Source organism: Paenarthrobacter sp. NPDC089307 (assembly GCF_040685055.1).
Lineage (GTDB): Bacteria > Actinomycetota > Actinomycetes > Actinomycetales > Micrococcaceae > Arthrobacter.
In genome coordinates, this window is record NZ_JBFBHE010000002.1 from 725,077 (window position 1) to 747,447 (window position 22,371).

25 protein-coding genes are annotated in these 22,371 nt (G+C 62.3%); 18 read left to right on the plus strand and 7 right to left on the minus strand.

Annotated elements, in window-relative coordinates:
* Positions 1 to 170: 170 nt before the first annotated feature.
* A complete protein-coding gene (locus tag AB0N72_RS07225) occupies positions 171 to 401 on the plus strand; it encodes a hypothetical protein (RefSeq protein ID WP_363930285.1) in 231 nt (76 codons plus the stop codon).
* Positions 402 to 430: 29 nt separating this feature from the next.
* On the plus strand, positions 431 to 1,162 hold the full coding sequence (locus AB0N72_RS07230; RefSeq protein ID WP_363930286.1) for a DUF72 domain-containing protein: 732 nt from the start codon (positions 431 to 433) through the stop codon (positions 1,160 to 1,162).
* Between the two features lie 11 nt (positions 1,163 to 1,173).
* Here the strand turns inward: AB0N72_RS07230 and AB0N72_RS07235 are convergent, their stop codons facing one another.
* Positions 1,174 to 1,635 carry a GatB/YqeY domain-containing protein gene (locus tag AB0N72_RS07235; RefSeq protein ID WP_363930287.1) on the minus strand — a complete coding sequence of 154 codons (462 nt, stop codon included), beginning with the start codon at positions 1,633 to 1,635 and terminating at the stop codon, positions 1,174 to 1,176.
* A 191-nt stretch (positions 1,636 to 1,826) separates the two neighbouring features.
* Here AB0N72_RS07235 and AB0N72_RS07240 point away from each other — a divergent pair, with 191 nt between their 5' ends.
* Positions 1,827 to 2,111: a DUF3040 domain-containing protein gene (locus AB0N72_RS07240; protein WP_363930288.1), complete on the plus strand. Its 285-nt coding sequence runs from the start codon at positions 1,827 to 1,829 to the stop codon at positions 2,109 to 2,111.
* Here the strand turns inward: AB0N72_RS07240 and AB0N72_RS07245 are convergent.
* A complete protein-coding gene (locus AB0N72_RS07245) occupies positions 2,097 to 3,392 on the minus strand; it encodes an NAD(P)/FAD-dependent oxidoreductase (protein ID WP_363930289.1) in 1,296 nt (431 codons plus the stop codon). The genes AB0N72_RS07240 and AB0N72_RS07245 overlap by 15 nt on opposite strands.
* 134 nt (positions 3,393 to 3,526) lie before the next feature.
* On the opposite strand from AB0N72_RS07245, the gene AB0N72_RS07250 reads away from it, so the two are divergent.
* From AB0N72_RS07250 to AB0N72_RS07260, 3 genes are read left to right on the plus strand one after another with little or no spacing between them, the layout of a single operon-like run.
* A complete protein-coding gene (locus AB0N72_RS07250; RefSeq protein WP_363930290.1) occupies positions 3,527 to 4,303 on the plus strand; it encodes a histidine phosphatase family protein in 777 nt (258 codons plus the stop codon).
* The gene (locus AB0N72_RS07255) at positions 4,281 to 5,201 is read left to right on the plus strand and encodes an NAD(P)H-hydrate dehydratase (protein WP_363930291.1); all 921 of its coding nucleotides are present in this window, start codon (positions 4,281 to 4,283) and stop codon (positions 5,199 to 5,201) included. The genes AB0N72_RS07250 and AB0N72_RS07255 overlap by 23 nt, the downstream gene beginning before the upstream one ends.
* 20 nt (positions 5,202 to 5,221) lie before the next feature.
* A complete protein-coding gene (locus tag AB0N72_RS07260; protein WP_363930292.1) occupies positions 5,222 to 5,722 on the plus strand; it encodes a hypothetical protein in 501 nt (166 codons plus the stop codon).
* On the opposite strand, the gene AB0N72_RS07265 is transcribed toward AB0N72_RS07260, so the two are convergent.
* On the minus strand, positions 5,719 to 7,383 hold the full coding sequence (locus AB0N72_RS07265) for a RecQ family ATP-dependent DNA helicase (RefSeq protein ID WP_363930293.1): 1,665 nt from the start codon (positions 7,381 to 7,383) through the stop codon (positions 5,719 to 5,721). The two genes, AB0N72_RS07260 and AB0N72_RS07265, sit on opposite strands and share 4 nt — an antisense overlap.
* Before the next feature lie 151 nt (positions 7,384 to 7,534).
* Positions 7,535 to 7,993 carry a hypothetical protein gene (locus AB0N72_RS07270; protein WP_363930294.1) on the minus strand — a complete coding sequence of 153 codons (459 nt, stop codon included), beginning with the start codon at positions 7,991 to 7,993 and terminating at the stop codon, positions 7,535 to 7,537.
* A gap of 317 nt (positions 7,994 to 8,310) precedes the next feature.
* On the opposite strand from AB0N72_RS07270, the gene AB0N72_RS07275 reads away from it, so the two are divergent.
* Complete coding sequence (locus tag AB0N72_RS07275) at positions 8,311 to 8,919, plus strand: TasA family protein (protein ID WP_363930295.1); 609 nt, start codon at positions 8,311 to 8,313, stop codon at positions 8,917 to 8,919.
* 138 nt (positions 8,920 to 9,057) lie between these two features.
* Positions 9,058 to 9,525 (plus strand): hypothetical protein, encoded by a 468-nt coding sequence (locus AB0N72_RS07280; RefSeq protein ID WP_363930296.1) that lies wholly within the window; start codon positions 9,058 to 9,060, stop codon positions 9,523 to 9,525.
* 29 nt (positions 9,526 to 9,554) lie between these two features.
* Here the strand turns inward: AB0N72_RS07280 and AB0N72_RS07285 are convergent, their stop codons facing one another.
* A complete protein-coding gene (locus AB0N72_RS07285) occupies positions 9,555 to 11,114 on the minus strand; it encodes a glycoside hydrolase family 32 protein (RefSeq protein WP_363930297.1) in 1,560 nt (519 codons plus the stop codon).
* A gap of 326 nt (positions 11,115 to 11,440) precedes the next feature.
* On the opposite strand from AB0N72_RS07285, the gene AB0N72_RS07290 reads away from it, so the two are divergent.
* From AB0N72_RS07290 to AB0N72_RS07320, 7 genes are all read left to right on the plus strand, one after another.
* Positions 11,441 to 12,877, plus strand: coding sequence for a family 43 glycosylhydrolase (locus AB0N72_RS07290; RefSeq protein WP_363930298.1), 1,437 nt, complete (start codon positions 11,441 to 11,443; stop codon positions 12,875 to 12,877).
* Between the two features lie 45 nt (positions 12,878 to 12,922).
* Complete coding sequence (locus AB0N72_RS07295) at positions 12,923 to 14,260, plus strand: extracellular solute-binding protein (protein WP_363930299.1); 1,338 nt, start codon at positions 12,923 to 12,925, stop codon at positions 14,258 to 14,260.
* Positions 14,261 to 14,307: 47 nt separating this feature from the next.
* The gene (locus AB0N72_RS07300; protein ID WP_363930300.1) at positions 14,308 to 15,189 is read left to right on the plus strand and encodes a sugar ABC transporter permease; all 882 of its coding nucleotides are present in this window, start codon (positions 14,308 to 14,310) and stop codon (positions 15,187 to 15,189) included.
* Positions 15,186 to 16,091 (plus strand): carbohydrate ABC transporter permease, encoded by a 906-nt coding sequence (locus AB0N72_RS07305; RefSeq protein ID WP_363930301.1) that lies wholly within the window; start codon positions 15,186 to 15,188, stop codon positions 16,089 to 16,091. Before AB0N72_RS07300 ends, AB0N72_RS07305 begins: the two co-directional genes overlap by 4 nt.
* A 38-nt stretch (positions 16,092 to 16,129) precedes the next feature.
* Positions 16,130 to 17,203: a LacI family DNA-binding transcriptional regulator gene (locus tag AB0N72_RS07310; protein ID WP_363930302.1), complete on the plus strand. Its 1,074-nt coding sequence runs from the start codon at positions 16,130 to 16,132 to the stop codon at positions 17,201 to 17,203.
* Between the two features lie 103 nt (positions 17,204 to 17,306).
* On the plus strand, positions 17,307 to 18,200 hold the full coding sequence (locus AB0N72_RS07315) for a glucose 1-dehydrogenase (protein ID WP_363930303.1): 894 nt from the start codon (positions 17,307 to 17,309) through the stop codon (positions 18,198 to 18,200).
* A 325-nt stretch (positions 18,201 to 18,525) separates the two neighbouring features.
* Entirely contained in the window at positions 18,526 to 18,915 is a 390-nt protein-coding gene (locus AB0N72_RS07320) for a response regulator transcription factor (protein ID WP_363930304.1), read from the plus strand.
* 24 nt (positions 18,916 to 18,939) lie between these two features.
* Here the strand turns inward: AB0N72_RS07320 and AB0N72_RS07325 are convergent, their stop codons facing one another.
* Positions 18,940 to 19,398, minus strand: coding sequence for a Clp protease N-terminal domain-containing protein (locus AB0N72_RS07325; RefSeq protein ID WP_363930305.1), 459 nt, complete (start codon positions 19,396 to 19,398; stop codon positions 18,940 to 18,942).
* A gap of 8 nt (positions 19,399 to 19,406) precedes the next feature.
* Complete coding sequence (locus AB0N72_RS07330) at positions 19,407 to 19,610, minus strand: helix-turn-helix domain-containing protein (protein WP_363930306.1); 204 nt, start codon at positions 19,608 to 19,610, stop codon at positions 19,407 to 19,409.
* A 174-nt stretch (positions 19,611 to 19,784) separates the two neighbouring features.
* Here AB0N72_RS07330 and AB0N72_RS07335 point away from each other — a divergent pair, with 174 nt between their 5' ends.
* The 3 genes from AB0N72_RS07335 (at position 19,785) to AB0N72_RS07345 (ending at position 22,321) form a co-directional block, all read left to right on the plus strand.
* Complete coding sequence (locus AB0N72_RS07335; RefSeq protein ID WP_363930307.1) at positions 19,785 to 20,432, plus strand: hypothetical protein; 648 nt, start codon at positions 19,785 to 19,787, stop codon at positions 20,430 to 20,432.
* Positions 20,433 to 20,436: 4 nt separating this feature from the next.
* The gene (locus AB0N72_RS07340; protein WP_363930308.1) at positions 20,437 to 20,928 is read left to right on the plus strand and encodes a DUF2306 domain-containing protein; all 492 of its coding nucleotides are present in this window, start codon (positions 20,437 to 20,439) and stop codon (positions 20,926 to 20,928) included.
* A gap of 118 nt (positions 20,929 to 21,046) precedes the next feature.
* Positions 21,047 to 22,321, plus strand: a complete 1,275-nt coding sequence (locus AB0N72_RS07345) for a Fic family protein (protein WP_363930309.1) — start codon at positions 21,047 to 21,049, stop codon at positions 22,319 to 22,321.
* Positions 22,322 to 22,371: the final 50 nt, after the last annotated feature.

Here is a 22,371-nt window from a genome sequence, read left to right on the forward strand (position 1 = left end):
GGCTTAGTGGTCGCTTTACTGAGCATTAGACACTTCCACTTCAGCGCCCTGCCAGAGTCCTGACAGAGCAGCCCCGCCGTGCCACTTATGGACAGTTGCACAGCGACTCCCTGAGCCGGTATGCGATTGTCCATTTCGGCGACGGTCCGGTTGTGTCAGGATCAGGGATCATGAGCTTCCCCCTCTTCCACGATCCCTTGCAGGGCACCGTCAACGTTGACGTCCAGCCCGTGCGTGATCCCCAAATTTACCGTCCTTCCCGTGCTGCAACCCAGGCGCCACGGCCGTCAAGCCACGGCACGAGAACACCCCGCAGCGCTCGTCAGCGAGAAGTAGCAAAGGTTGCCGATGACCTCAGGGCGCTGATGGCGCGGACCGGCACCAACAGAACGGCGCGTTAAGGAACTGCCACCAGGGGTACATCCTCACCATGGGCATCCACATCGGCACATCGGGCTGGAGCTACGACCATTGGGAGAACGTGCTCTATCCCCCGGGCCTGCCTGCTGCCAAACGCCTGCCCCAGTACACAGCACGATTTAACACAGTCGAGCTGAATGCCAGTTTCTACCGTTGGCCCCGCGACACCACCTTCGCGGGTTGGCGGGAACGGCTGCCAGCGGGATTCGCCATGTCGGTCAAAGCGCCGCGCGGACTGACACACGCCAAGAAGCTGTACAGCCCTGAGGTGTGGGTGGAACGCATCGTCCACTGCTGGCACGAACTCGGCGACAAAAGGGCAGTCCTGTTGGCCCAGCTCCCACCTGGTTTCGCCCGCGACGACGCCCGGCTCGACTACTTTCTGGCCGCCCTTCCGCACTGGATCCGCGTCGCCGTCGAGTTCCGGCACGATAGCTGGGACCACCCCGATGTGTACGCGTTACTGGAACGCCACCAAGCCGCCTATTGCATCATGAGCGGCGCCAACCTGCCGTGCATCCTGCGCGCCACCGCGCCATTCGTCTACATCCGCATGCACGGCCCGGACCACCAGCACCTCTACGGCGGCTCCTACTCAGAGGACGATTTGAGGTGGTGGGCGGACAGGATCCGTGAGTGGAGCGGCTCCGGCAAGGACGTTTACGTCTACTTCAATAACGACGGCGGTGGTAACGCCGTGCGTAACGCTGACACTCTGCGGTGGCTGCTTGGGGTCAACTGAGCCGTTGGCGGTTACGCCAGACGGCCCCGCACGATCTCGCTGACGGCCTTGCCATCGAAGCGCCCTGCAACCTTTGCGGTCACAGGTTTCATAACAGCGCCGATTGACCTCATGGAGAGTTCCTGGCCATCAGCTTTGAGGGCTGCGATAGCCTCGTCCACGATTGCCTCTACTTCTTCACGGGTGAGCGCTTTGGGGAGGTAAGCCTCGATAATCTCGGCCTCTTCAACTTCGGCTGCTGCACGGTCGGCCTCCCCCGCCTCCGTATAGATCCGCGCCGTATCCCGCCGCTTCGCGGCTTCCTTCTGCAGCAACGAGGTGACCTGCGCGTCGTCGAGCTCTACCGGCGTCTTGCCAGACTTCTCGCGGGTGGTGATTTCACCCAGGACGTTGCGAACCGTGGTCAGGGCAACTTTGTTGCCTGCTTTCATATGGTCGACGACGTCTGCCTTCAAGCGTTCTTTGAGTGTCATGCTTCTCCTCATTCGGGTTTCCTCCTGCCATCTTCCCAGCAGATGCCCGTGGGCGCTCAACCACGCCAAATTTATGCTTGCGGTCTGAATACTAAGCATGCTTAGCTAATTGGGTCGCTGGGGTTCCGGTTGTTCAGGGGACCTGGTGATCACCACATGGACTAAAGCCGTAGCGCTGAGGAGGTACCGCTATGCCGCTTTCAGAACGGGAGCGCCGGGTTCTGGAGCAACTTGAGCGCGAGCTTTTCATCCAGGATCCCGACCTGGCCCGCCAACTGGATTCCGGCGTTCCCGCGCGCGGACCGGTTCACCCCCGCATCCGGGATGTCGTTGCTGCTGCGTTGGGTGTCCTCCTGATCCTGCTGGCAATACCCCTTCAAGGATTCCTGCTCACTGTGGCTGGAATACTCCTTGTGGTCCACGCACTGCTGGCTCACCGTAACTACAAAAGGAACACCCCTTCACGGCTCCTTTGATTCGATGGGCGCCGGTGGAGCCGGCTGCGGAGGTTCGTGCGCCACGGGCCCGCTGACCACCACCTGGGCGGGACTGTGCAGGAGATAGCCGTTGAGCCAGGAAAACAGGGCCCGGATTTTTTGCTGAAGTCCGGACAGCAGCGCTAAATGGACCAGCAGCCAGGACAGGAACGCGAAAACGCCCTGCAACTGGATTCGCTTGCGGCCGAGCTCTGCCACTGCAGCTCCCCGCCCCACCATCGCCATGTAACCCTTGTCCACGTACCGGAACGGCGTCCGTGTGCCTCCCTCGAGATCAGCCAGAATGTTCTTGGCCGCCCACTTTCCAGCCTGCTGGGCCACGGAACCAAGCTGCGGGAGCTTGGCCCCGGTTGAGTCCGTGATGTTGGCGCAATCCCCGATGACGTACACGCCATCGACATCCGGCGCCGTGAGATCCGTTCGGACGTCGATACGCCCGCCCCTCCCCTGGGCCAGACCGGAACCAGCAATGATGTCTCCGGCTTTCAGGCCCCCTGCCCACACCACCATCTGTCCAGGAACGGAAGTCCCGTCGGCAAGGGCCACACCATCGCGCCGGACTTCGGTAACCCCCACTCCCATGTGCAACTGGACGCCCACTTTCTGCAGATGTTCCGTCGCATACTTCTGGGATTTAGTGGAAAACATGTTCAGGACGCTGGGGACCATGTCCACCAGATGCACCCGGCAACGGGCCGCGAGCTCCGGCGAAAAATACTTTCGCACCACGTATTTCACGTTTTCTGCCATGGCGCCGGCAGTTTCCACCCCAGTGGGGCCTCCCCCAACCACTACAACATCAACGCGGCTGTCCGGGTCCTTGTCGGCCTGGTCCAGCAGCCGGGTGAGCCCCGTGCCCAGCCTGGTGGCGTCCATGACGGAGTAGAGGGGAAAGGCCAGGTCCTCGGCTCCCGGGGTGTTGAAGAAGTTGGGGACTGCGCCCACGGCGAGAACCAGGATTTCAGCTTTAAAGGTCTGGCCGTCGGCAGTGGTCACAGAGCGCTGTGCCGAATCCACGGATTGCACTGTTGCCGTGAGCACCTTGACCGTCTTATGGCGGCGGAACACCGAACGGAGCGGCCGTGCAATCGCGGAGACACCTATTTGCGACGTAGCCACCTGGTACAGAAGGGGCTGGAATTGGTGGTAGTTGTTCGAGTCGATGAGCAAGACGCGTACACCTTTGCGGCCAAGTTCCTTGGCTGCAGCAACGCCTGCAAATCCGGCACCGACCACAATGACTTGGTATGTGTCCTTCATGCGAGCAACATACTTCACTGGCGGGCCGGGCAACAGAGGTTCCCGATCCGGCGTCGAGCGTTTAGTCTCTGGACCGGTGGGTACGCAGTGGGTAGTGTGCTGCATCGGTAACGCGCACGGAAGGGTGACTTTTTGTGAACGAAGATGTTCTGACAGACGCCGTGCAGGAGGCCGGTGCCGTGGAATTGCTGCTTGTCCGGCACGGTGAGAGCGAAGGGAACGTGGCTGCCACCGAGGCGCGGGTGGCAGGAGCAGAGATTATTGACGTGCCCGCCAGGGATCCTGATGTGAACCTCTCGGGCACCGGGCAGGACCAGGCCAAGGCATTGGGGACGGCTTTGGCCAGGATCGCCGAGGACCTGCGACCGGACGCTGTCGTGTCCTCCCCTTACGCCCGCGCCAGGCAGACGGCGGAAATCGCCGTCGAAACTGCGGGATGGCCCGTCAAAGTTCTCACCGATGAACGCCTCCGCGACAGGGAGCTGGGCATTCTGGACAGGCTCACCAGCCTGGGCGTAAAGAACCGCTATCCGGACGAGGCCGAGCGGCGCTTGTGGCTGGGAAAACTGTACTATCGCCCGCCTGGAGGAGAATCCTGGGCCGATGTTGCCCTCCGTCTCCGCTCGGTCCTGGACGAACTCAATTCCTCCGCACGAGGCCAGCGCGTGATGCTGGTTTGCCACGACGCGGTGATCCTCCTGGTTCGTTACGTCCTGGAGGGTATGTCTGAAGAGGAGATCCTTGACCTCGCCGCAACGACGTCGGTGCTGAACGCCTCAATCACGCGGTACGTGCGCCCGTCAGGCTCGGGACCGTGGCAACTGGAGAGTTTCAATGTTGCCGACCACCTCACCGAGCAGGGTGTCGCGGTCACTGAACACGCGGGAGATGCCAGTGTCCACCCCCAGTGACCCCACGTTGGTGACGCCGTCGCTACTTCGGGACTGGCCGCTGCCGGCACCTGGCGATGACAAGTATTCCCGCGGAGCAGTTCTGGTCATCGGCGGTGCCCGGGCCACCCCCGGAGCGGCAATCCTCGCCGGAACTGCGGCCCTGCGCGCCGGGGCGGGCAAAATAACGCTAGCCGTTGCCGAGTCCGCAGCAATACAGGTAGGTGTTGTGCTGCCGGAATGCGGTTCGCTCGGATTGCCGGAGACCCCCGACGGGTCCCTCACAGGTGAAGGACTCGACCGGATCTCCTCCTATCTGGATCGTGCCGACACCCTGTTGGTGGGTCCCGGGCTGGACGATCTCGACCTCGCCGAATCGATGCTTCGGGCCCTGCTGGAACGGGAGGAGTCCCAGGGCGACACTCCCGCAGCAGGCGGTCCCGCCGTCGTTCTTGACGCCTATGCCCTGGGAGCCCTTGGCAAGGTCGAGGACCTGCTGGACCCCTGGCGTGGACGCCTGATCCTCACCCCCAACCCGACCGAGGCTGGACTCCTGTTGGGCAGGGAGGTGGACGATCTCGAGGCTGCGGTCCTCCACATCGCCCAGCGGTTTGATGCCGTGGTGAGCTGCCAGGGATTTATTGCCGGACCGCAGGACACCCCGGGCCAGGAGCCCGAACTCTGGAAAATCACCACCGGCTACGGCGGTTTAGGTACTTCGGGCAGCGGGGACGTCCTGGCCGGGGCCATCGCCGGACTCAGGGCCCGCGGCACCAGCAATGCCCAGGCCTCCTGCTGGGGCACGCATCTGCACGCGGCCGCCGCGGATCGCCTGGCGAGCAAACTTGGTCCCCTGGGTTTCCTGGCCCGCGAACTCGCCGACGAACTGCCGGCCCTGATGGTGGAGCTGAATACCTGAAGCCCGGCTAGGCTCCCATCATGGGGATAGCAGAAAAGAATGCTCACGCATTGCGGGTCACGGTTGGCCTGCTCGGACTCGCGGCAATAGCCGCGTATGCAGCGACCGCAGCACTGCAGATCCTGGTGTGGAATCCCCTTGCCGCTGTTCCGGGCGCGAGCCTGGAAGAAATCCACCTGGGCCTGGCGCGGGCCAACGAGTCAATCCCGGCAGCCACGGTTGTGACGTGTGCCCTCATCGGAACAGCACTGGGCGCCACAGTGGTGTTGGGCGCAGCGACCCGCCGCATTTCGAAGTTGAGGACCGTTGTGCTCCTCGACCTCCTGATCCTGGGGCTCGGTGCACCATCATATTTTTGGGTGTCCTTCCCTGCAGGAATGGCGCTGGCCGATGCGTTCCTCATTTCCGGCGGCGACTATGCACCGTGGGGCGGACTGCTGTATCTGGTCAGCGCGGCAGCCCTGGCGGCCGCATTGGCCGTGGCCGTTATGACGAGACGGCCGCGAGCCACCCGCGCCTAGGCGGGCCTTAGCAGTTCATGCTCGACGACGGCGGTACTGGACAGGGTCTTGTACCCCTCCTGCTCGAACAAGACAGTAATGACGTCATCCTCGTGCCGCATGACCAGTCCAGGACCCCAGTCCTTGTGGATCACGGTTGACTGCAGGGGGAACCGTTTCTCAGCGCTCGAGGCCGTATGGCTGCCCGAACCCGGCGTATCCTCGGTGCGGACGTCAGCGCAGGCATCGCAATTGCCACAAGGCTCCGGCAGGTCCTCGCCGAAGTAGCCCAACAGGAACTGGCGGCGGCACGCGTCCGTTTCTGCGTAGGCCCGCATCATGGTGAGCCGGGATTGGTCAACACGTTGCCGCGCCTCCGCCAATTCGACAGCCCGGTCCACCAGGCTGGACAACTTGGCTTTGGACTTGAGCCGGATTCCGCGCTTGCCGGTTTTCACTGCTCCAGCCTCTTCCAACTGGTTCACCAATCCGGTGACCCTTCTGGCCGGGAGTCCGGTCAGCTCCACCACGGCGGACTTCGGGGCAGGCGAGCCGGCGTTCTTGATCACTGTCAGGACGGCTTTCAAGGCCTCGGGATCCGGCGAATGTGTACCGAAGAACTTACGAAGCCCGAGGTCTTCGGCGCGGTAATGGAGGATGGCCGCAGCAGCTTCGCCATCACGGCCGGCACGGCCAATTTCCTGGTAATAAGAATCCAAGGACTCCGGAATGTCCGCGTGCACCACGAACGTCACGTTGGCTTTGTCGATCCCCATGCCGAAAGCAGTAGTAGCCACCACCACATCAAGTTGGTCATCCAGGAATCTTTCATGGATGCTTTCCCGGTCAGCGTCGGCCCGGCCTGCGTGATAGGCCTCTGCCCTCAGGCCCAGTTCCACCAGCCGGGCTGCATACTTTTCGGTGTCTTTGCGCGTGGCGGCATACAGGAGCCCTATCCCTTCATTCTTGGACAGAGCCACCACCTGCTCAATGACGGCTTTGCGCTTGGCTTTGTCCTCTTGGTGCCGTTCAACGGCGAGGCCGATGTTGGGCCGATCGAAACCACGCACCAGGATCAAGGGATCCTTCATGCCCAGCCGCTCAACGATCTCTTCCCTTACGGGCGGGGAAGCTGTTGCGGTGAGGGCTATCACCGGCGGATTCCCGAGCCGCTCGCGAACGTTGCCCAGTTCCAAATAGTCTGGGCGGAAGTCATGGCCCCACGCAGACACACAGTGGGCCTCGTCCACCACGAACATGGAGATGTCCAGCGCGGCGATCCGCTCAACGGTTTCCTGTTTGGCCAGTTGCTCCGGGGCCAGGAACAGGAAGATTGCATGGCCGGCTTCGGCCATTTGCCAGGCCTCCTCCACCTCTGCGTCCGTGCGCGAAGAATTAATCGCGACGGCGGCCCCCTCACCCAGGTCCTCGGCGAGCCCCTCCAGCTGGTCCTCCTGCAGGGCAATCAGGGGTGAAACCACGACGGCGGGACGCTTGGTTTGTTGATGAAGGTACAGCGCCGCGAGTTGGTAGATGGCGGATTTTCCGTACCCGGTTGGCATGACAGCAAGAACATCGCGGCCCTCGGCAAGGGCGCCCGCACCGGAAAGTTGGCCATCGCGCAATTCAGGAAGGGAAAGGGAAGACGCCGCAAGGGCAGTCAGGTCAAGGTCAGCTGACATGGAAGATATGGCTCCGCTTGGTGGTTCCTGCGGCCACCTGCATCAGCCGAGATCTCCAGCCTACCCGTTCAGGAAGACGGCATTGCTTTGTTCGCTCGGGGTTGTGGATAACTGTCACGGTGAGGCGGCAGCACCCCATCGGGCTTCCGCCTCAGCACATGATCGTGGAAGGAGTGGCACTGCTGGACCATACGTTGGTCGAGTTCGGCACGCGATACTGCGATTGCACGGAGTAGTTCCAGGTGCCGCGCGCCGCACCTGGTGAAGTCCCTGAGTCATACTGGGCTGCCCCTGCGACGAGGTCCACTGTGGTGACGGCTCCGTTGGGGCTTACCAAATTGAGGACGTAGAAATTCGCCCGCGCCTCGGAGGCAGTAGCCGTGACGGAAATCCTGAGACGGTATTTTCCGCTGCTCCCCACCTGCTCGCAACTGGCAGACATGGCATCACCCGTTGGAGCTCTCAGGGTGTAGGCACTGGCGAGGACCGCGGCGGTGGTGTTGGTGTCGAAGGCGCCATAGGCAGCCGGGGCACCGATCAGAAAACACGCCGCGACGGCAGCCAGGGACGCGGCCCAGCGCCGTCGCGATCTGTTCACCTGATCCCTCACAGTGCCTTCCTTCCCTGGCCGGCAATCATGCCGGCAGAGTCCGCGCCGTATGCCTTGTACTTAATACTTTCTTGGACGTGGCTCAAGAAACCGTCAAGGCTCCATCCGCTTGCCCTCAAGATCGGGCGGCTGCCCGGATCGGTGCTGGGCGCCGCCTGGGCGGCTGCGGTTTTCTTGAGGTTTTCCTGAGGAAGTGTTGTGGGTTTGCAGGATTTGTTCTTGATCCAGGCCCGGCAAAGTAAATCCTGTCAGCCAGGAAGGCTGGAACAACAGGCCGGCCGGTCTCACGGTGGCCACACGAAAGGACACTGATCCCCATGGCCATCAGCCTCAAGACCACCTCCGGCAAAATCCTCGCCTCCGTCGCACTGGTCGGCACCGCAGCCGCCGTCGCCGGCATGGGAACCTACGGCGCGTTCACCTCTTCCACCTCCGCCTCACAAGCAGTCACCGCAGGCACCGTCACCATCGCCCTGGGCGCCCCCGGACCAGCCAACACCCTCAACGTCCCCATCGCAGGACTGCTCCCCGGTGACAAAGTCGAAAAGCTCGTCACCCTGGCCAACACCGGCAACTCCGACCTGAACAACGTCACCCTCACCACCTCCGCCGGGGCCACCGCATCCCTGCTCACCACCGACGCCACCAACGGCCTGCAGCTGAGCATCGAAAACTGCTCCGTGGCCTGGACCGGCGCCGCGGCGCCCTACACCTGCGCCGGAACCAAAACCACCGTCCTGGCCTCAGCCCCCGTCATCGCAGCGAACAAGGTCCTGAACAACCTCACCTCCCTGACCTCCGCCAAGACCGACAACCTCAAAGTCACCACCGCCTTCCCCACCACCGCCGACAACACCTTCCAAGGCGCAACCTCCACCATCGCCTTCGCCTTCACCGGCACCCAACGCACCGAAACCACCAAATAAGCACCACCAAACAACAAAGCCCCGGGAACCGGCCCGTTTGCCCTTCAGGCCGGTTCCCGGCCATTCCCATGCCAGCGACCACGACGCTTTCTTCAGTCTTGAGCGGCCACCCCAATGAAACGGAAGTAACGACACATCATGCACGTCAAGCCCATCCTTTGGCGGGTACCGGCCGTACTGCTGGCTGCCCTGTTGGTGCTGATGGGCTTTTCCCTTTCGCCGGCGAATGCGCAGTTCAACGACACGGAAAGTGCCGGCATGCCAGTGGCCGCGGCCAGGATCCAGGCACCGGCGGCCAACAGTGTTTCGGTGACCAAGAGCTGCGACTCCTTTTTGTGGTTTGGCCAGGCAAAGATCAGCGTTGCCAGCTACACGGCCATCACCTACGCGAACTACTACGAGCTCAAGGTCATTGATCCCGACGGTGTGGTGCAGTTCACCGGCGACCTCAGCAAGAGCACCGGCCGGTCCTACAGTTCAGGAATCCAGAGCGTCGGCGCCCTCAGCGGAACCTGGACCTACCAGATCCGTGGCTACTACAAGGTTCCCAACTCCACCAACAGCTGGGCAGGCCAGCCCCTCACCGGCACACTGAACTGCCCCTAGGCCCGGACCACCGCGACCGGCGGATCGCCTTAGATCGGGTTGCCGAACTCCCGGATGGTAATCCCCGTGAAGTTCGCTGGACCGCCGTCGGAATAGAGAGAAATCCCGGTGTCGCCGTCAGCGAAATGCACTTGCTGCGAAACAACGGTGTGCCCGGAGTTCACGAACACTTCCACGCTCTGCTTGTCCACGAAGATCCGCAGGCGCACTGACCTGGCGTTGGCGTCAATAGGTGCGGCGGCCCGCGTGTAGGGCACCAGCGAGTACCCGGCCAGGTCCGAAGGGCCGCGGTCCACGTAAAGCTCACTGCCGTACTTGCCGATGTTCGTGTGCCGCGATCCGTCTGCGGAACGTCCCACGGAGACCCCAACGTTGGCGGCGTTATCCCACGCGATATCCACTTCCAGCTCATAGGCTCGGCCAGTCCATGGCAGGACAAAACTGCCGCTGACGGTTTGGCTGGGAAGGTTGGTGGTGGCGGTGACATAACCGCTGAGCGCACTTATCGGGCTGCTCAATAAGGAGTACCAGCCGCCGCCTTGCTTCTCCAGCCGAAGCTCGCGCGTGATGGAGTTTTGGCCGTTGTAGCCATCCGAAGCATCCGTAGGAACGTCGCGGGCCGCGTACTTCCAGTTGTTCATCCATGCCGTCGCCAGCCGCTTGGTGTCGGGCGCATCCACCGACGGCCAGGTCACTGCCGCATACCAGTCCCAGCCCCAGTCCAGCCACTGCGGCGTGAGGTTGTCCGCCACGAACGACGTGCCGTTCCAGGTTCCCATCCAGTAGGCATACGTCATGGGCAATCCCACGCTGTACGCGTCCATGCTCGCGGCGAACACCCAATGCCGGGAGCCATCGCCGGCGGTCATTTCAAACAGATCCGGGCACTCTATCCCGCCGAGCGCATGGTCCGGGTAGTCGAAGTTGGACCTCCACTGCCAATCGCGCAGGTTGGTGGAGGTGTAGAAGGCCGCATAGCGCGCCCTGCCAATGACGCACACCCACTGGCTACGGGCGGCATCCCAGTGAATCTTGGGGTCGCGGAACCATTCTGCATTCTCGATCTCGGCCTGAGTAGTGGCAGCACGCCCATCGGTATTCACGATCACCGGATCTGCGAGCGCCGTGAACGTGTAGCCACCGTCGGTGGACCAGTAAAGGTACTGCTCTTGATACTTCCGGATGCCGCCTGTCGGCTTGGTAGCAAGGACGACGACGGCTCCCGCACCAAAGCCTGCGGTGTTGGCCGAGTCCACCACCCCGGAGCCGGACCAAACTGGGAAGTTCGGTTGCAGGGGCAGGACGGCGCCGTGGTGGGCAAAGGAGACGCCGTCCGTGGTGGTTGCATGGTCCCACCCGCCTTGGCCATTGTTGATGCTCGAGTGCAGGTAGTAGAGCTGGTAGGCGCCATTGGTGTAGACGGGTCTTTGCGGGTCGCACAGCCATCCTGTGGGCGGTGTCATGTGGTACATCGCCCGCAGGGAGGGCACTGCCTGGGCCGCGCCTGCGGCGGCGCCACCCAGGAAGAGAGCCAAAGCTCCGGCTCCGGTGCCTTGCAGGACTGTTCGTCGGGAGAATTCGAGCGTCATGAAGCGGTTTCCTCTCAAGCATTCATTGGTTGAGAACGCAATGGCAGCACGGACACAGCGGTGCATCCGGGCACGCAGAAGTGCGCCATCAAAAGGGCTGGAGTTACTTCGTCCGGTGGGCTCCCAAGTTGTCCGCTCGGCGTCGAGGGGACGCGGGTGTGCCTTCGGTAGCAAGGACGTTAGCGTCAAGCGGCCCCGCTGGTCAAGCGTTTTAGCGGAGAAAAATGTCCCTGAAAATTAACTTTGCTAAAACGCTTGATCAAGCAGTGTGACCTGCGCTACCTTCATGTTGATCAAACGCTTTAGCAGAATGGACATCAGCGCAGATGAAACGCTCAGTCTTCTTCCAACCCGCCGACGGCTGGGTTGGAGACCTCATTCCCTTCGAGAAGGACGGGGAGTTTTGGCTCTTCTACCTCCATGAAGTACGTTCAAACCCCAAACCGGGCACGTCATGGAATCTCATCACCACCAAAGACCTCACGCAGTTTGAAGACCACGGAGTAGCCCTCCCCCACGGCACCACCGCCGAACTGGACTTCAACGCCTACACGGGCAGCGTCGTCGTCGATGAATCGGGCGTCCACCACCTCTTCTATACCGGGCACAATCCCCGCAATGTTGGCGCCGACGGCGTCCCTCTGCAACTGGTCATGCATGCCACCAGCACTGACGGCATGCAGAACTGGACCAAGCACCCCGAACTGACCTTCGGGGCTCCGGACGGCTACGAATCCGGAGATTGGCGGGACCCGTTCGTGTTCCGCGATGAAGCCAAAGGGCAGTGGCGGATGCTGCTGGCGGCCCGGCACTCAACCGGCCCGGAACGGCGCCGCGGTGTTATTGCCCAGTGCCTTTCCGAGGACCTGATGACGTGGGACTACGCCGAACCATTCTGGGACCCGCGCCGCTACATCACGCACGAGTGCCCGGACGTCTTCAAGTGGGGTGACTGGTGGTACATGGTGTACTCGGAGTTCTCCGAGTCCTTCACCACCAGGTACAGGATGGCGAAGAGCCCCGATGGACCATGGACCGTGCCTAACCTCGACACTATTGACGGCCGCGCGTTCTACGCATCCAAATCAGCAGAACGTGATGGACGCCGCTTCTTCTTTGGCTGGATCGCCAGCAAGGAAGGCAACAGTGACCAAGGGCCCTGGGAGTGGGCCGGCACCATGTCCATCCTGGAAGCGCACCAAAACCCAGACGGCACCTTGGGATTCGCTTTCGCTGATGAACTGGTGGAGAGCTTCTGGGAAGAAGTGCCGGTGTCCCTGACGGCAGAATTGCCGGCGCGGTTGGACGTCCCGGACAGCTACAGCGCCTTGGTCTCCCAAGAGGAACTACCCACGCAGTTCTATGCAAAAGCCGTGCTGGACATCGCCCCGGATACCACCGAGTGCGGGCTGCTCCTGCGCTCAAGCGATGACGGCGACACTTCCTACATCCTGCGCCTGGAGCCGAAACGCAACCGCCTCGTCTTTGACCGGTGGCCGCGCGCCATCACCGGGGATGCCCAATGGCACGTTTCCGGCGATGTTCCCTTCGACGTCGAACTGGAGCGCCCCTGCAACCTCGCCCCAGGCGAGCACAGCCTTGAGGTCATCGTCGACGGCGACACGTGCGTCGCCGTCGTCGATCGCCAGGTTGCGCTCAGCGCAAGAATCTACGACCTGACGGCCGGACGGATCGGCGTCTTCGCCGGCGAAGGCTCCGTCAGCCTCAGCGAACTTGAAATACGTCAACGCACTGATATCTAAGCATCCAACCCCAACCTCTGATCCAATCAAAGGAGATTGACCGCAATGAAAAAGCTACTCCGCGTTGCCGCCGTGGCCGCAGCCGCCGCACTGGCCCTGACAGCCTGCGGCGGTGGCGGAAAAACCGCCGACCCCGCCAACGTCAGCCCTACCGGTGAGATCAAACCCCGCGAAATTTCCTGGCTGCTCTCCAGGCCCGCAGACGGGGCAGTCATCAACATCATGAAGAAGCTCGCCGATGACTACGCCAAGGACCACCCCGGCTTCGCGCTGAACCTCATCACCACACCGGACCGTCCGTCCTATATCCAGAAGCTCGAAACGTTGGCCGCAGCCAACAAGCTTCCTGAACTCTTCGACACCGATGCCACCCCCTTCGCCCAGCAATTGGCCAAGCAAGGCAAGATGGTGGACGCGGACAAGCTGTTGAAGTCCTTGAACCTCTACGACGATTACCGCCCGGGGGCTTTGGACTATCAACGATTCGACGACGGTTCGCTCTACATGATTCCGTTCCAGTTCGAGCTGGAGTTCTTCTGGTACAACAAAGCGCTCCTGCAAAAGGCGGGGGTCTCCATTCCCAAATCCCTGGATGACATTCCGGCCATGTGCACCGCGTTGCGCAACGCCGGGATCACGCCGATCGCCATCGATGGGCAGGACCAGTGGCCGCTGGAACGCTACGTCGCGTACCAGCCGTTCCGGGAGGCCGGCCCTGATTTCGTCCAGAAATTGAAGAAGGGTGATGCGTCCTTCTCGGACGCTCCCGGACAAAAGACCGTTGAATGGATGGCCGGGCTCGGCAAGGCCAACTGCTTCCAGAACGGATTCTCCGCGCAAGGCTACTCGGATGCACAGAACCAGTTCACGTCGGGTCAGGCGGCCATGTACAACATCGGTACGTGGGAACTGCCCAGCCTGGCCACGGACAAGCTCAACCCGGCAGTGCGGGACGACGTCGATTTCTTCACCCTCCCCACCACAGCGGGCGCAGTGACCTCGGCAAATGAGTTCGTCTCGCCGTCGGGCATTGGCATGGCCGTGAATTCGAAGACCTACGATCCGCTGGTCAGCGACTTCCTGAAGTTCGCCCTGCAGAAGTACCCGGCCGAATACGCGGCCACGGGCGCCCTGTCTCCCACCACCAACGTGCAGACCACGATCCCCGCCAATGCCACTCCCCTGTATAAGAAGGCCCTGGAGACGGCCAATGACCTCGGGGACAAGCAAGCCATGCCGTGGGATACCCAGTTGGACCCCACCACCAACGGCCGGCTTCAGCAGGAGCTCGTACTGCTCGTCCAAGGGGACATCACGCCGGAACAGTTCACCACCACGATGAATGACGCCATCAAGCAGAACGCGCCCAAATTCTTCAAGTAAACGCAGCAGCGGGGGGCCGCAAGGCCCCCCGCCCGAAAGGCCACGCCATGCTTCCCAACAGGTCAAGGACATCGGTCCTGGTGTTCCTGCTACCGCCGCTGCTGCTCTACTGCGCAGCCGTGCTCTTCCCCATCCTGCAATCGTTGTTCCTGAGCTTCTTCTCCTGGAACGGCATCAGTGATATGGAGTTCGTCGGGCTCCAGAACTACATCCGCATGCTCACCGCCGACGACATCTTCTGGCGCTCCTTCTTCAACGCCCTCCTCTATTTGGCCATTTGCCTGGTCCTGCAACTGGGCGGCGCCCTGGTGGTCGCCAGCCTGTTGACCTCCCTGCGCCGGGGCCGCGAGCTCATCAAGACGCTCTATCTGCTCCCTGCCGTGATCTCCACGGTGGCAATCGCGTTCCTGTTCGTGCGCATCTACTCGATCGATCCCGTGGGCCTGCTCAACCAACTGCTGCACTGGGTTGGGCTTGGGTCCTTTGAACGGGCATGGCTCTCGGACGTGAATACGGTCCTGGCCGCTGTTTCCGCCCCCGAAGGATGGCGGTTCACGGGGCTCTACATGCTCATCATCTATGCCGCCCTGATCGCCGTACCCAAGGAACTGGAAGAAGCGGCAGTCCTGGATGGGGCCTCGAAGTGGACGCTCTTCACCAAGATCCGCTTTCCGTACATCCGACCGGTCTGGATCACCACCACCATCATGGCCACTACTTACGGCCTGCGTGGATTCGATATTCCCTACCTCATGACCAACGGCGGCCCCGGGCAGTCCTCCGAACTGCTCACCACCTACATGTACAAGACCGCATTCACCAGCACGGACTTTGGCTACGCAAGCACCATCTCCGTCTTCATCGTGATCGAGTGCCTCGTCGCCGTCGGCCTCATCCTTTTCATGCTCAAGCGGAAGGCAGACTCATGATCGCCCAGACAGCCCCGGCCACCCACTCCCCGGCACTCCCGCCGTCGCCGGCTGTGCCCAGGCGGCGGCGCCGGAAGCCGAGCCTGTACCGGACTTTGTCGCGGGTGCTGATCATGTTGATCGTTATCGTCCAGGTGTACCCGTTGGCCTGGCTGTTCCTCACCAGCCTGCGCACGGAGCAGGACTTCGCAACGGGCGACCCGTTCGCCCTGCCAAGTTCCTTGACCTGGGAGAACTACGCGCGGGCGTTTGAGACGGGCGACCTAGGCCGGAACATACTGAACAGCTTCATCGTCACCATGGGTGCCAATGTCCTTATTGTGCTGTTTGGCATGATGGCCGCCTACGCCATCCAGGTCCTGGGCTTCCGATTCAGCAGGTTCGTGCGCGGGTTGTTCCTTGTGGGCATCATCGTCCCCGTCCAGATCGCGCTGGTCCCCCTGTTCATTGACTACTCCACCGTGAACCTGCTGGACACCTACCAGTCCATGATCATTCCGCTGGCTGGCTTTGCCCTGCCCATGTCCATCTATTTGTTCTCGTCCTTCTTTGAGTACATTCCCCGCGAAACGTACGAGGCCGCGTCCCTGGACGGCGCGGGACCCTACCGGATTTTCGGCCTGATTACCCTGCCGTTGTCTCTGAATACCGTGGTGACCGTGGTCCTGGTCAACAGCATTTTCATCTGGAACGACTTCATTTTTGCCAACACGTTCGTCCTGTCCGAGGACCTGAAGACCATCCCACTGGGCCTGCAGAACTACATCGGAGCCATGGGCAAGGTGGACTGGACGGCCACGTTCGCCGCCGTGTGCGTGACCATCACGCCGCTGTTGCTGGTTTTCCTGGTGCTGAACAAGGCCATGATCCAAGGCCTTGAGAGCGGGGCGACGAAGGGATGACGGCTACTGCAGATGGATATACTCCTGATGGAGGACAGATGATTTCGCAGGAGAAAAATTCAGGCAGCGCGGCCGATGTTCCAACCACCACCGACCGCGCCCATCCGGTCACCCTCCGCGAAGTTGCTGAAGCGGCCGGCGTTTCCACGGCAACAGTCTCCCTGGTCATCAACAAAAAGAAGAACGCCCGCATCGCGGATGAGACCCGGCGACGCGTCCAGGAAGCCATCCGGCACCTGGGCTACCGGCCCAATGCCATGGCAAAAAACCTGGTCAGCGGAACCTCCAAGTTCATAGGGCTCGTTGCGGACGGCGTGGCAACCACCCCCTTCGCCGGGCAGATCATCCACGGCGCCCAGGATGAAGCGTGGAAGCACGGCTATGCCCTCCTGATCGCCAACACCGAGGGCAACGTGGACCTGGAAAAGGACGCCATCGCCATGATGCTGGAATACAAGGTCCGCGGCATCCTGTACTCCACGTGGTTCCACCGGGCCACTGAGGTTCCCGAGACGCTGCGCGAATCCGACTTTGTGTTGGTCAACTGCTTTTCACCGGACTCGTTGACGTCCCGCGCCGTGGTGCCCGACGAGGCCCAGGGCGGGAAGTCCGCCACGGAAATACTGCTCCGCGGAGGGCATCGGCGTATCGCGTTCATTAACACGACCACCCCCGCCCCGGCCAAGGACGGACGACTCAAGGGCTACAAGGAGGCCCTGGAAGCGGAGGGAATTGCTTTCGATCCGGCCCTGGTATTGGAGGCCTACCCGGATCAGGAGGGTGGCTACGGGGTAACGGAAGAATTGCTCAAACTCAACGTTTCGGCCGTCTATTGCTACAACGATCGCATGGCCATGGGCCTCTACGACGGGCTAAGGGAGAACGGGCTCTCCATCCCCGAGGACATTGCCGTGGTGGGTTTCGACAACCAGGAAGTCATCGCCGCGCACCTCAGGCCGCCGCTGTCCACGGTGTCCCTGCCGCACTACGAGCTTGGAGCAGCAGGAGTCCGCATGCTGCTGGGCTTGGACCGTGCCACAGAACCCGGTCCCGTGAAAATCGAATGCCCCACCGTTGAGCGGGCCTCCGTGGCGATACACTCGGCGGCCTGACAGGGGCGCCTCCGGTTTGGCACTGACGCCTTCACGCGCCTAGGCTGGAATCATAAGCTTACTTAGCTTTTGTTTTCCATGCCGAAGCAACCGGAGGACCACCATGACTGACCAGTACACCTTCCGCAACCCAGTCACTGCCTACGAGCAGATCTCCCCGCCAAAGCAACACCAACCCGAGCCCGGACTCGACGCCGAACTGACCCCTAAAGCGGACCTCGGCGAGGAAAGCTACCGAGGCACGGGACGACTTGAAGGCCGGAAAGCCATCGTCACAGGAGCCGACTCCGGAATCGGCGCAGCCACCGCCATTGCGTTCGCACGTGAGGGGGCCGACGTCGTACTTTCCTACTTGCCGGAGGAAGAAGAGGACGCTGCGCGGATCGCCGGACTCATCGAGGCCGCAGGCCGCAAGGCCATAAAGGTCCCCGGCGACCTCAAGGATTCGGCAACCTGCCAGGAAGTGGTGGACACCGCCGTCGAGGTCCTGGGCAGCATCGACATCCTGGTCAACAACGCAGGCAAGCAGGTTGCCCAGAAGGATCTCGCCGACATCACTGACGAGCAGTTCGACCACACCCAGAAAACCAATGTGTACGCAATGTTCTGGCTAACCAAGGCGGCGCTGCCACACATGCCCGCGGGCTCCACGATCATCAATACAACGTCCATCCAGGCATACAACCCCTCGCCGACTTTGGTTGACTATGCAACCACCAAGGCAAGCATCAACAACTTCACCAAGGGACTCGCGCAGCAGCTCGCCCCCAAGGGCATCCGCGTGAACGCCGTCGCCCCCGGCCCCATCTGGACCCCTCTGCAGGTCAGCAGTGGGCAGCCCAAGGAGGAACTGCCCGAGTTCGGCCAGTCCACTCCCCTGGGCCGCGCCGGGCAGCCGGCAGAACTGGCACCCGCCTACGTCTTCCTGGCGTCGCCGGAATCCAGCTACGTGGTGGGCGAAACGCTCAACGTCAACGGCGGCAGCCCCACGCCGTAACCCCACCTGACAGAAGTACGACGGCGACGCCTCCACACGCTGGGGCGTCGCCGTCGTCGTCCCAGCCGCGCAGCCCTCGCGTCAGGGCCGGACCGCACTTCTGGGAGATGCGTCCGGCCCTGCGCCGCGGATCCGATGGGCAGCACCGGCCGACGAGGGGGGTCATGGGCCGTTGCTTGGATCCGCTGGATTCAGTAAAGGCCCAGTGGCCGGAGAAGACACGAGTAGTTTGTACTCGTCTTTTTGCTCCCTCCGGGGCCGGGGCTACTTGCCCCCGGCGCGAGGTCGCCAAGGAACCCTTAAACTGGGCTTGAAAGGGGACTACATGGATTCACGACGCATATGCGTCGTCATCGAAGATGACAACGACATTCGCGACCTCATCGACCTGATCCTTAGTGCGGAAGGCTTCGAGGTCCACTCGTTCGAAACGGCGACTGAAGGCCTGATGGCAGCGGAGCGGCTGAACCCGGCCTTGATCACACTTGACGTGGGATTGCCGGACATGGACGGCCGTGAGGCAGCGGGGCTCATTGCCGCTGTTTGCCCTGCGCCCATCTTGATGATTACCGCGTTCGCCGAACACGACGACGAACTTCATGGCATTGCCTCCGGGGCGTCGGCGTACTTGACCAAGCCTTTCCGGCCCCGGGAGCTCCGGGAAGCAGCACTGGCACTGGCTCCCCGGGAGTTGCTCGCTGCCCCTCGTTCATAGCGGGCGCTTGGTTGTATTCAGACTTTACTGGGACAACAAACGGTCCCGAACGGCAGCCCGGTCCACTTTGAGCTCTTGGAAAAGGGCAGACACCGGGTCATGCTCCTCGCGTTCCAGCAGGGAGATCAACAGGCTTGATGCAGTGATTTTCCGCGATCTCTGATCCACGGCCTGTTTCACCATGCTGGCCATGACTTCCTTGGCGCCGGAGCTGAAGGGAGGCTTCCTTCCGCGGGTTGGCATCGCTGCCCGTTCAAGGTCCGCGGTTTCGAACCCGATTGCCTTCAACGCAGCGGCATCCAACCGCGCCGTGGCCTTCCTGGCATCCTCCAAGGACACTCCCAGGGCGTCGGCCGGGCCGCGTTCGTGAAGAGCCCCCAGAAGCAGGTGCTCGGTTCCCATCCGCTTGTCGCCCAGACTGCGCGCTTCCTCCATGGCATATCCCACGATCCGGCGGGTGTCTTGGGTAAATTGCTCGAACATTGCTCAACTCATTCCCTGTATTTTGCGTGCACCGATTGCCGGGAAACACCCAAGGCGTCACCGATCTGTTCCCACGTCCACCCTTGCTCGCGCGCTGCCCGGACGTGGACTGCCTCCACCTGTTCGGCCAGGCGGTGAAGGGCGCCCACGGCCCGCAATCCGACGGCGGGACTGGTGGAGTGGATTTGCTCGGATAATTCATCGGCTTCCATGGTGTCAGGCTAGACTGACAATCTTAGGCTTGTCAATGCAAACTGACAGATGCATCGGGTGGACACGCCGGGCTGCGCAGCTAGACTCGTCACAGGACGGATTGGGGGATCCACAACGACTCACGCACGAGGTCGTTCCGCTGGTCGGTCAAAACCAGCGAGCAAAGGACACCTTTGGCCTTCTTCGAGGATTTCCCCATACCGACCCAGCCAAAACGTGGCCGCCAAGTCCGGTTCGTTCCCCCACCTTGGTCCGGTGCACCCCGCTACGAGCTCCCCGCACTGGTCAACATCGGCCAATTCCTGCACCTCAGCCCCACCAGGGTCATCGCCGTCAAGGGCGTTGAGGTGTACTCGACAGGATGCAATTTCGACCTGACCTGGATCGTCCGCCGGGGCGATGAGACTGACGAGGAATGGGAAGGGCTCACCGCAGTGTTCTTCCAGCACGGCTTCCGGCCGAAGCCCAACCAGAATCTGCTGGATGTGCTTCTGCTGTTTGGCGTGGAACTCCCCGACGGTTCCCGCGCTTTCACCGGGCCCAATGGAGGCGGACGGTACATGGATCCATCACAGCAACCCACTGCGCCCGTCCTGACTCTCAACGGCGGTGGAGGCAGCGGCGGCGACGACGAACTCGCGGGCTCGGGATCACTGTGGCTATGGCCCCTTCCCGGGGAGGGCGAGCTCCGGCTGGTCACGCAATGGCCCGCCTTGGGCATCGACGAAAGCTCCCTGATTCTCGACGGCGGACAGCTCAGTGCCGCAGCCGCCGGGGCCAAGGAGTTCTGGACTGGCGATTCCGTCAGCTCCCAGGGCTGAACGCATGGCTTCCCCGTGGACCTTCCTCATCGCTTTGCACGCAATCGCAGCTGGCTATGCCCTCATATTCGGCGCCGTGAACTTGCTCCGCCGCAACAAAGGCACGGCAGCCCACAAGATCCTGGGCCGGATCTGGGCAGTGAGCATGTACATCGTGGTGCTCACTTCCTTCGGCATCAGGACAATCGACGGCGGGTTCAACTGGCTCCATGCCCTCTCGGCGCTGACCTTCTGCACCCTGTCCCTCGGCTTGTGGGCCGTCCGGAAAGGCAACATTGCGTCGCACCAGCGATTCATGACGGGCAGTTACTTCGGGCTCGTTGGTGCGTTCATCGGCGTCGTCGCGGTACCCGAGCGGCGACTGCCGCAGATGGCCGTTCACGACATCGCCGGACTCGCCTTATGGGTATCTGCCCTGGCACTCACCGCCGGGCTGACTATTGCGGGCTTGGCGCAGCTTCGACGGAAACCCGCACCGGCGGGTTTGACCAAGTGATGCTGGCAGTGTGATTAGCTGTGTCGGTCGACCGTCGTCATGAGAATGAGCAAACATATGATTCTCATTCTGAGGCAATTATGAGAAAATCAAGATTCGATCTTCTCAAAGGAACCCGATGGACTCCCCGCCCCGACAGCCCCGCGGCATCCCTGCCGGTGAGGCGATGGCCGCCAACGTGCGCGCCCAGCCAAGTATCTCCCTGACCACTGGTGCGGGAGGCTGGCCGGCGATCGCATACGAGGAACATCCTTGGGAATTCGACCCCGACCGTGGCGCCTCCCGTCGACAGCGTCTCCTGGCGCGCGGCCCCTACGAGGCCGCGGTCGCCCCTGAGATCGCCGGCCTCGACCCGGCAATTGATTCCCGTACCCAGTCGCTGGCAGAAGCGGCAACGGTGGAGATGGTCCGCTTCGACGCCGAGCTGGGCCGGGACACGACGCCGTTTGCAGCGCTGTTGCTGCGCAGCGAGTCCGCGTCCAGCTCCCAAATCGAGAACCTGACCGCCGGGGCACGCAAAATCGCCCTGGCCCAGCTGGGAGACACCTCAAGCAAGAATGCTTCACTGATCGCATCCAACGTCAAGGCACTGCAGGCGGCAATCGACCTGTCCGAGGATCTATCGGTGCAGAACATCGCGGTCATGCACCACGCCCTGCTGAACGCCTCGGATGAAGACATCGCCGGGGAGTACCGGGACGTCCAGAACTGGATCCGCGGCAACTCCCCACACACTGCCGAGTTCGTCCCGCCCCATCCCGACCGGGTGATGCCGGCGGTCGAGGACCTCGTGGCCTTCATGCAGCGGGACGACATCCCGGCATTGACCCAGGCGGCGATTGCTCACGCCCAGTTCGAGACCATCCATCCGTTCGTGGACGGCAACGGCCGCACCGGGAGGGCCATCGTCAGCGCGCTGCTAAGAGCCAAGGGCGTTACCGAGAACGTCACCGTGCCAGTGTCCTCCGGGTTGCTGACGGACACCCGCCTGTACTTCGACGCACTGGGCGCTTACCGCGAAGGCGACATCCGGCCGATCGTGGAGGGCTTTGCGGAGTCCGCTGTCCGGGCCGTCGACAACGGTCGGCAACTGGCAGACGACATCGAGGCTATAGAGGCAAGCTACCGGGAACGCCTGGCCGGCGCCCCCTCGTCCGTCCGCAAGGTCCTGGGCCTGGTCCCACAGGAGCCCGCCCTGACCGCGGAGATGGTTGCAGAACACACCGGGGCATCCCTGGCCACCGCGTACCGGGCTGTCGAACGGCTGGAGGAGGCCGAGGTCCTGGCATCCGCCGGCAAAATACGCGGCACCCGGGTCTGGGTGGCCCCAGACATCATCGCGGCGCTGGATGCATTCGCCTACCGGGCAGGACGTCGGAACAGGCAGCACTAAAGACATGACGCCGGCGCCCAGTACGGGAGTTGAATGTCTCAACCGGGCTC